Genomic DNA, 6,955 nt, shown 5'->3' on the forward strand with positions numbered 1-6,955 from the left:
AAGCTCCTGCCGCGGGGCGGGACGGATGGCAACGCAGACGGGCGCTTCGGCGCCCGTTTCGTTTCTGGAACACCGCTGTCCCGGTGGCCGCCTCGACAGCGCCGGGCGCGCGCCCCACAATCGCAAATCCCTTTATCCGGATAAAGCGATGGATACCCGTCCCAGCGCCCTGGCGCTGACCCCGCTGCTGCTGTTCCTGACGCTGTTCTTCGGATCCGGGCTTTATTTCACGCTGCAGGGCGAAGCCATGGGCTTCTACCAGCTGCGGGCCCCGGTCGCGATCCTCCCGGCGCTCGCACTGGCCGCCTGGATCGCCCACCGCCGCGGGGTGAAGGCGGGCGAGGTGCTGCTGCGCGGCATGGGCGACCCGAACATCATGACCATGTGCCTGATCTTCCTGCTCGCAGGCGCCTTTGCCTACGTTTCGCAGGCGATCGGGGCGGTCGATGCGGTGGTTGCCCTGGGCGTCGGCGCGGTGCCGTCGGCGCTGCTGCTGCCCGGGCTGTTCGTGGTCGCGGCCCTGATCTCCCTGGCCATCGGCACGTCGATGGGCACGATCGCGGCCGTGGTGCCGATAGCGCTCGGCGTGGCGGACGCGTCGGGCCTGGATCGCGCGCTGGTCGTGGGCGCGGTGATCGGCGGCGCGATGTTCGGCGACAACCTGTCGGTGATCTCGGACACCACCATCGCCGCCACCCGCAGCCAGGGCGCGGAGATGCGCGACAAGTTCCGCGAGAACTTCAGGATCGCGCTGCCGGCGGCACTGGTGACCATGGCGCTGCTCGCCTTCCTCGGCGATCCGGCGCCGGTGACCACCGAACAGCCGGCGTCGGCCTGGCTGGTGCTGCCCTATGTGCTGGTGCTGGCCCTGGCGCTCAGCGGCCTGGACGTGATCCTGGTGCTCGGTATCGGTCTTGCGCTGGCCGGCGCGTTCGGGCTGGCACTGGGCCCGGACTACGACCTGGTGCAGTACGCCGGTGATATCTGGACCGGCTTCGAGGGCATGACCGAGATCCTGCTGCTGTCGCTGCTGATCGGCGGAGTGGGCGCGCTCATGAAGGCCGCCGGCGGCCTGGATTGGCTGGCGCGTGCGATCGCCCGCTTCGCGCGCGGCCATCAGGGGCGGCGCACGGGCGAGTTCAGCATCGCCGCGCTCTCGGCGACGGCTGACGTGTTCACCGCCAACAACACGGTGGCGATCCTCGTCAGCGGTGAGGTCGCGCGCGACATCGCCCGGCGCCACGGCATCAGCGCCCGCCGCGCTGCCAGCCTTCTTGATGTCTTCGCCTGCGTGCCCCAGGGCTTGCTGCCCTATGGCGCCCAGATCCTGCTTGCCGCGGGCCTGGCCTCGGTGTCGCCGCTGTCGCTCGCGGGCAACGTCTTCTACTGCTGGCTCCTGGCCCTGGTGGCGATCGGCTTCATGGCCTGGCCGCGGCGCGAACCGGCGCTTGCGCCGGGTGCGCCGGGGCCAGGTGCTGCCTAGCAGGGAAGTGCCAAGGGCTCTTTTGCCACGGATTTACGCGGGTCAGCGCGGATGGACCGGGGCAAGCTTGTGGAATTTACCTGCGGATGGCGTCCCGCGCGCCAATTCAGGCCACGCCAGGCCGCGCCAGGCCCGTGCAAAGGATCAGCCTGATGCGTGCAATCCGGGTAAAGCCGTGGCCAGGCTGCTTTTGCCGGCGTTTTGCCTGGAGCCCCTGCGAAAAGGGCGCCCAGTGGGCGCCCTTGCTGATGCATGCCCTGTGGCCCCGGCGGGCCGTCAGTTGCGCGACTGCAGCTTCGACAGCAGGCGCAGGAACTCGATGTACAACCACACCAGGGTGACCATCAGGCCGAAGGCGCCGTACCACTCCATGTACTTCGGCGCGCCCTGCTCGGCGCCGGTTTCGATGAAGTCGAAGTCCAGCACGAGGTTCAGCGCGGCGATCACGATCACGACCAGGCTGAAGCCGATGCCGACGATGCCGTTGCCGTGGATCATCGGGATGTTCACGCCGAAGAAGCCCAGCACGATCGTCGCCAGGTACACGAGGAAGATGCCGCCGGTGGCCGCGACCACGCCGAGCTTGAAGTTCTCGGTGGCCTTGATGAGCCCGGAGCGGTAGGCGAACAGCAGCGCGAACAGGGTGCCGAAGGTCAGCATCACCGCCTGGATCACGATGCCTTCGTACATGTGGCTGTACAGCGCCGAGATCGCGCCGAGGAAAAAGCCCTCGACCAGCGCATACAGCGGCGCGGTGACCGGTGCCCATGTCTTCTTGAACACAGTGACCATGGCCAGGATGAAGCCGCCGATCAGGCCGCCCCACATGTACACGGAGAAGCCCGGTGCGATCTCGCCGCCCGGCGTGAACGCCTGGCTCCACGCGAACGCTGCGGTCAGGACGGTCAGCAACAGCAGGAACGCGGTCTTGTTGACCGTGCCGTTGATGGTCATCGTGCCGGCGCCATCGCGGGTGACGACGGTACCGCTGCCAAGATCGAGGAAGGTGGAGTCGGAAAGGACAGGGTTGCCGCTGCGCATGGATTCCCCCAGGGGTTCAGTGTGCGTTTGCCTGCGCGGAAGGATACACGGGCGGGCCGGGAGGGCACCCGCGCGGCGCGGCGCCCGGGGTGGTGCGAAAGGGGGGACTCGAACCCCCACGCCTTGCGGCACTGGTACCTAAAACCAGGGCGTCTACCAATTCCGCCACTTTCGCATCGTGCTGGGCCGGCCACTCCGCCGGAGCGCCCCGCAAACAAAAAACGCCCGGCGGGGCCGGGCGCTTCGGGTCTTGGTGGGCCGTCAAGGATTCGAACCTTGGACCTATTGATTAAGAGTCAACTGCTCTACCAACTGAGCTAACGGCCCCGAGCGGGAAATCTTAGCAAAACGATGGCCGGCAGATCAACACTGCAGGCCATCGGCGAAAGCTGGGGTGGAAGACGGGATTTGAACCCGCGACCCCCGGAATCACAATCCGGTGCTCTAACCAACTGAGCTACATCCACCATCGGGCCCCGCGTCGAACCGGCGGGGCCGCGCATTGTAGCGCGGTCGGAAGTGAAGTGCGACGGGTCGCAGGCATCGGAAGGATCTGGCGCGCCCGGCAGGACTCGAACCTGCAACCCCCGGCTTAGAAGGCCGGTGCTCTATCCGGTTGAGCTACGGGCGCAGAAGAATGGTCGGGGTAGAGGGATTCGAACCCCCGACATCCTGCTCCCAAAGCAGGCGCGCTACCAGACTGCGCTATACCCCGACGAATACGGACAGCCGGTGCCGCCGCGGCTGGTCCGGGGCATTGTCGGGAGGCCTCCAGGCGGTGTCAACGCGTGGTGCTGGCGGCAGCGCCCGGATTCCGCCAAAATGTTCCGTTCCGTCGCCGGATCCGGGCCAGCCCGCGAATCGGCCAACCAGACTATCAACGCCCGCGGCCCTGGTCGCGGTGGCAGGAGTGGGTATGCAAGTTTCAGTCGAGACCGTCGGCAACCTCGGGCGCAGGATGACCTTCAGCCTGCCGGCCGAGCGCCTGCAGGACCAGGTGGGTGGCCGCCTGCGCGAGATCGCGCGCACGGCGCGCATCAAGGGTTTCCGCCCCGGCAAGGTGCCGGCGAAGGTGATCGAGCAGCGCTTCGGCGCGCAGGTCCGCAGCGAGGTCCTGGACGGCCTGCTGCGCGAGGGTTTCGACAGCGCCGTGCGTGACAACGCGCTGCGCATCGCCGGCCAGCCCAGCATCGAACGCGAAGACGACGCCAACGACCTGTCCTACGTGGCCACCTTCGAAGTAGTGCCGGACTTCGGCGAGATCGACGTCTCCGGCCTGAAGGTCGATCGCGCGGTGGCCGAGGTCACCGAGGAAGACATCGACCGCATGATCGGCAACCTGCGCCAGCAGCGCCGCAGTTGGACCGCCGTGACCCGCCCCGCGAAGCAGGGCGATGCGGTCGACGTGGAGACCTGGTCCGAGGTCGACGGCGAGCGCATGCCCGCCGAAGGCGTCGAGCGCGGCGTGTCGGTGATCGGTTCGGGCGCGATGCTCCCCGAGATCGAAGCGGCGCTGGTGGGCATGTCCACCGGTGACGAGAAGGACATCGAAGTGACCTTCCCCGAGGGCTGGAGGGTGCCGCAGCTGGCTGGCAAGTCCGCCAGCGTCCACCTGCGCGCCGAGCAGGTCTCCGAAGAGGTCCTGCCGGAAGCCGACGCCGCGTTCATCCGCAGCTTCGGCGTCAAGAGTGGCGAGATGGACCAGTTCCGCCTGGACATCCGCACCAATCTCGAGCGCGAGCTCAAGCACGCGCTGATGAACCGCCTGCGCCGCGCCGTCGGTGAACAGCTGGTCGCCGCCTATGCCGACGTCGAGCTGCCGCCGAACCTGATCGAGCGGGAGGCGCGTGCGCTGGTCGCCCAGGTGGCCGATCAGGCCCGCCGCGAGGGCCGTCCCTCCGAGCCGCCGGCCAATGCCCACGAGAACTTCATGGAGCCCGCGCGCAAGCGCGTGCTGGTGGGCCTGCTGGTGGGCGAGGTCGCCCGCAAGCACCAGCTGATCCTGGACCGCAAGCGCCTGGACGAAAGCCTGCGCCTGATCGCCTCGACCTACGAGGAGCCGCAGCAGGTCATTGACTTGTACCGCAACGATCCCCAGCTTATGGGTGGACTGCAGAACCGGGTGATGGAGGAGCAGGTGATCGACTGGATCGCCGAGCGCGCCGAGCACACCGACACGCAGCTGACCTTCCAGGAAGCGATCGCGCCGCAGGCGTGAGCGCCTCCGCCTGACACGGGAACTTCATGAGCATCCAGACCAAGGCACTCAACCTCGTACCGATGGTGGTCGAACAGACCAGCCGCGGCGAGCGCGCGTACGACATCTATTCGCGCCTGCTGAAGGAGCGGGTGATCTTCCTGGTCGGCGGCATCGACGACCACGTCGCCAACGTGATCGTGGCGCAGATGCTGTTCCTCGAGGCCGAGAACCCCGAGAAGGACATCAACCTGTACATCAACTCGCCCGGCGGCATCGTCACCGCCGGCATGGCGATCTACGACACCATGCAGTTCATCAAGCCCGACGTCAGCACGATCTGCGTCGGCCAGGCGGCCAGCATGGGCGCGCTGCTGCTGGCGTCCGGCGCGGCGCGCAAGCGCTATGCGCTGCCGAACTCGCGGGTGATGATCCACCAGCCCCTGGGCGGCTTCCAGGGCCAGGCGACCGACATCGAGATCCATGCGCGCGAAATCCTCTCGATGAAGCAGAACCTGAACGCCATCCTGGCGCGCCACACCGGACAGTCGATCGAGACCGTCGCCCACGACACCGAGCGCGACAACTTCAAGAGTGCCGAAGCCGCGCGCGAGTACGGCCTTGTGGACGAAGTGCTCGAGCGGCGCCCCGAAGAGTCCATCCAGCCCGCCTGAACAGGCAGGCCAGCCACTGACCCACGCGATGGCCCCGGCCATTGCAGCCCGGGCCCCGCCGCGCTTGCGGCCCGGGGCCCGGGTGCTATTCTCGACCCCGACCCCCCGAAACACCGATTGGCGAACGCATGACCGAAGATAGACAAGGCCGTTCCGGCGACAGCAGCAAGATCCTCTACTGCTCGTTCTGCGGGAAGAGCCAGCATGAGGTCCGCAAGCTGATCGCGGGCCCGAGCGTGTTCATCTGCGATGAATGCGTCGAGCTGTGCAACGACATCATCCGCGAGGAACTCGAGGAAAAGGCCCAGAGCGCGCGCAGTTCGCTGCCCAAGCCGAAGGAGATCCTCGAGGTTCTCGACCAGTACGTGATCGGCCAGCAGAGGGCGAAGAAGACGCTCGCGGTGGCGGTCTACAACCATTACAAGCGCATCGAGAGCCGGCAGAAGAACGACGAGGTCGAGCTGGCGAAGTCGAACATCCTGCTCGTGGGCCCGACCGGTTCCGGCAAGACGCTGCTGGCCGAGACCCTTGCGCGCATGTTGAACGTGCCGTTCACCATGGCCGATGCCACGACGCTGACCGAGGCCGGCTATGTCGGCGAGGACGTCGAGAACATCATCCAGAAGCTGCTGCAGAAGTGCGACTACGACGTCGAGAAGGCGCAGCAGGGCATCGTCTACATCGACGAGATCGACAAGATCTCGCGCAAGAGCGAGAACCCGTCGATCACCCGCGACGTGTCCGGCGAGGGCGTGCAGCAGGCGCTGCTGAAGCTGATCGAAGGCACGGTCGCCAGCGTGCCGCCGCAGGGCGGGCGCAAGCATCCGCAGCAGGAATTCCTGCAGGTCGATACCCGCAACATCCTGTTCATCGTCGGCGGCGCGTTTGCGGGGCTGGACAAGGTCATCCAGCAGCGCAGCACCGATGCCAGCGGCATCGGCTTCGGCGCCAAGCTCAAGAGCTCCGAGCGCAAGGCCGAAGTCGGCAAGGTGCTGGCCGCGGTCGAGCCCGAGGACCTGATCAAGTTCGGCCTGATCCCCGAGTTCGTTGGCCGCCTGCCGGTGGTCGCGACGCTCGAGGAGCTGGACGAGGCCGCCCTGGTCAGGATCCTGTCGGAGCCGAAGAACGCCATCACCAAGCAGTTCAGGAAACTGTTCGAAATGGAGGGCGTCGAACTGGAGTTCCGTCCCGATGCGCTGGCGGCCATCGCCCGCAAGGCGCTCAAGCGCAAGACCGGTGCCCGCGGCCTGCGGACCATCGTCGAATCGGTGCTTCTGGACACGATGTACGACCTGCCCTCGCAGGAAAACGTGAGCAAGGTCGTGGTGGACGAATCGGTGATCGAACACAAGTCCGAGCCCTACCTGATTTACGAAACCCCCGCCGCGCCGCCGGCGAAGGCCGCCTCGGGCGACTGAACGCGGCCTCCGGGTGGGGCCGCCCCGTGGCGGCAGCCGGGACTGGCGTCCGCCTTTGTCGAGTCCAGGCCTTTGCGGGAGCGGGGGGGGGGGGGGGGGGGGAGAAGAACGCGCACCCCCCCCCAAACCAACCACACCCCCC

At 67.2% G+C, this 6,955-nt stretch carries 5 protein-coding genes and 5 tRNA genes; 4 read left to right on the top strand and 6 right to left on the bottom strand.

Annotation, left to right across the window (positions count from 1 at the left end; translation table 11 throughout):
• Positions 1-148: 148 nt before the first annotated feature.
• Positions 149-1,483, top strand: a complete 1,335-nt coding sequence (locus WCD84_RS08205) for a Na+/H+ antiporter NhaC family protein (RefSeq protein ID WP_343281045.1) — start codon at positions 149-151, stop codon at positions 1,481-1,483.
• 276 nt (positions 1,484-1,759) lie between these two features.
• Here WCD84_RS08205 and WCD84_RS08210 read toward each other — a convergent pair whose 3' ends face one another.
• The 6 genes from WCD84_RS08210 to WCD84_RS08235 form a co-directional block, all read right to left on the bottom strand.
• The gene (locus tag WCD84_RS08210; RefSeq protein WP_343254919.1) at positions 1,760-2,524 is read right to left on the bottom strand and encodes a Bax inhibitor-1/YccA family protein; all 765 of its coding nucleotides are present in this window, start codon (positions 2,522-2,524) and stop codon (positions 1,760-1,762) included.
• Positions 2,525-2,614: 90 nt separating this feature from the next.
• A tRNA-Leu gene (locus tag WCD84_RS08215) sits at positions 2,615-2,699 on the bottom strand.
• Positions 2,700-2,775: 76 nt separating this feature from the next.
• Positions 2,776-2,851: transfer RNA gene (locus tag WCD84_RS08220), tRNA-Lys, on the bottom strand.
• A 63-nt stretch (positions 2,852-2,914) separates the two neighbouring features.
• Positions 2,915-2,991 (bottom strand) — tRNA-His (locus WCD84_RS08225).
• Positions 2,992-3,078: 87 nt separating this feature from the next.
• Positions 3,079-3,155, bottom strand: a tRNA-Arg gene (locus tag WCD84_RS08230).
• A 7-nt stretch (positions 3,156-3,162) separates the two neighbouring features.
• Positions 3,163-3,239: transfer RNA gene (locus WCD84_RS08235), tRNA-Pro, on the bottom strand.
• A 201-nt stretch (positions 3,240-3,440) separates the two neighbouring features.
• On the opposite strand from WCD84_RS08235, the gene tig reads away from it, so the two are divergent.
• The 3 genes from tig (at position 3,441) to clpX (ending at position 6,813) form a co-directional block, all read left to right on the top strand.
• Positions 3,441-4,742: a trigger factor gene (gene tig / locus WCD84_RS08240; protein WP_343278606.1), complete on the top strand. Its 1,302-nt coding sequence runs from the start codon at positions 3,441-3,443 to the stop codon at positions 4,740-4,742.
• Positions 4,743-4,768: 26 nt separating this feature from the next.
• Positions 4,769-5,395, top strand: a complete 627-nt coding sequence (gene clpP, locus WCD84_RS08245) for an ATP-dependent Clp endopeptidase proteolytic subunit ClpP (protein ID WP_343281046.1) — start codon at positions 4,769-4,771, stop codon at positions 5,393-5,395.
• A 128-nt stretch (positions 5,396-5,523) separates the two neighbouring features.
• Entirely contained in the window at positions 5,524-6,813 is a 1,290-nt protein-coding gene (gene clpX, locus WCD84_RS08250) for an ATP-dependent Clp protease ATP-binding subunit ClpX (RefSeq protein WP_343254916.1), read from the top strand.
• Positions 6,814-6,955: the final 142 nt, after the last annotated feature.

It is taken from the genome of Luteimonas changyuni, from assembly GCF_039548395.1.
Lineage (GTDB): Bacteria > Pseudomonadota > Gammaproteobacteria > Xanthomonadales > Xanthomonadaceae > Luteimonas.

What these genes read in the sequence shown, in the direction of transcription:
- clpP (WP_343281046.1), top strand. Translation starts at nt 4,769, where the DNA reads ATGAGCATCCAGACCAAGGCACTCAACCTCGTACCGATGGTGGTCGAA.
- tig (WP_343278606.1), top strand. Translation starts at nt 3,441, where the DNA reads ATGCAAGTTTCAGTCGAGACCGTCGGCAACCTCGGGCGCAGGATGACC.
- clpX (WP_343254916.1), top strand. Translation starts at nt 5,524, where the DNA reads ATGACCGAAGATAGACAAGGCCGTTCCGGCGACAGCAGCAAGATCCTC.
- WCD84_RS08210 (WP_343254919.1), bottom strand. Translation starts at nt 2,524, where the DNA reads ATGCGCAGCGGCAACCCTGTCCTTTCCGACTCCACCTTCCTCGATCTT.
- WCD84_RS08205 (WP_343281045.1), top strand. Translation starts at nt 149, where the DNA reads ATGGATACCCGTCCCAGCGCCCTGGCGCTGACCCCGCTGCTGCTGTTC.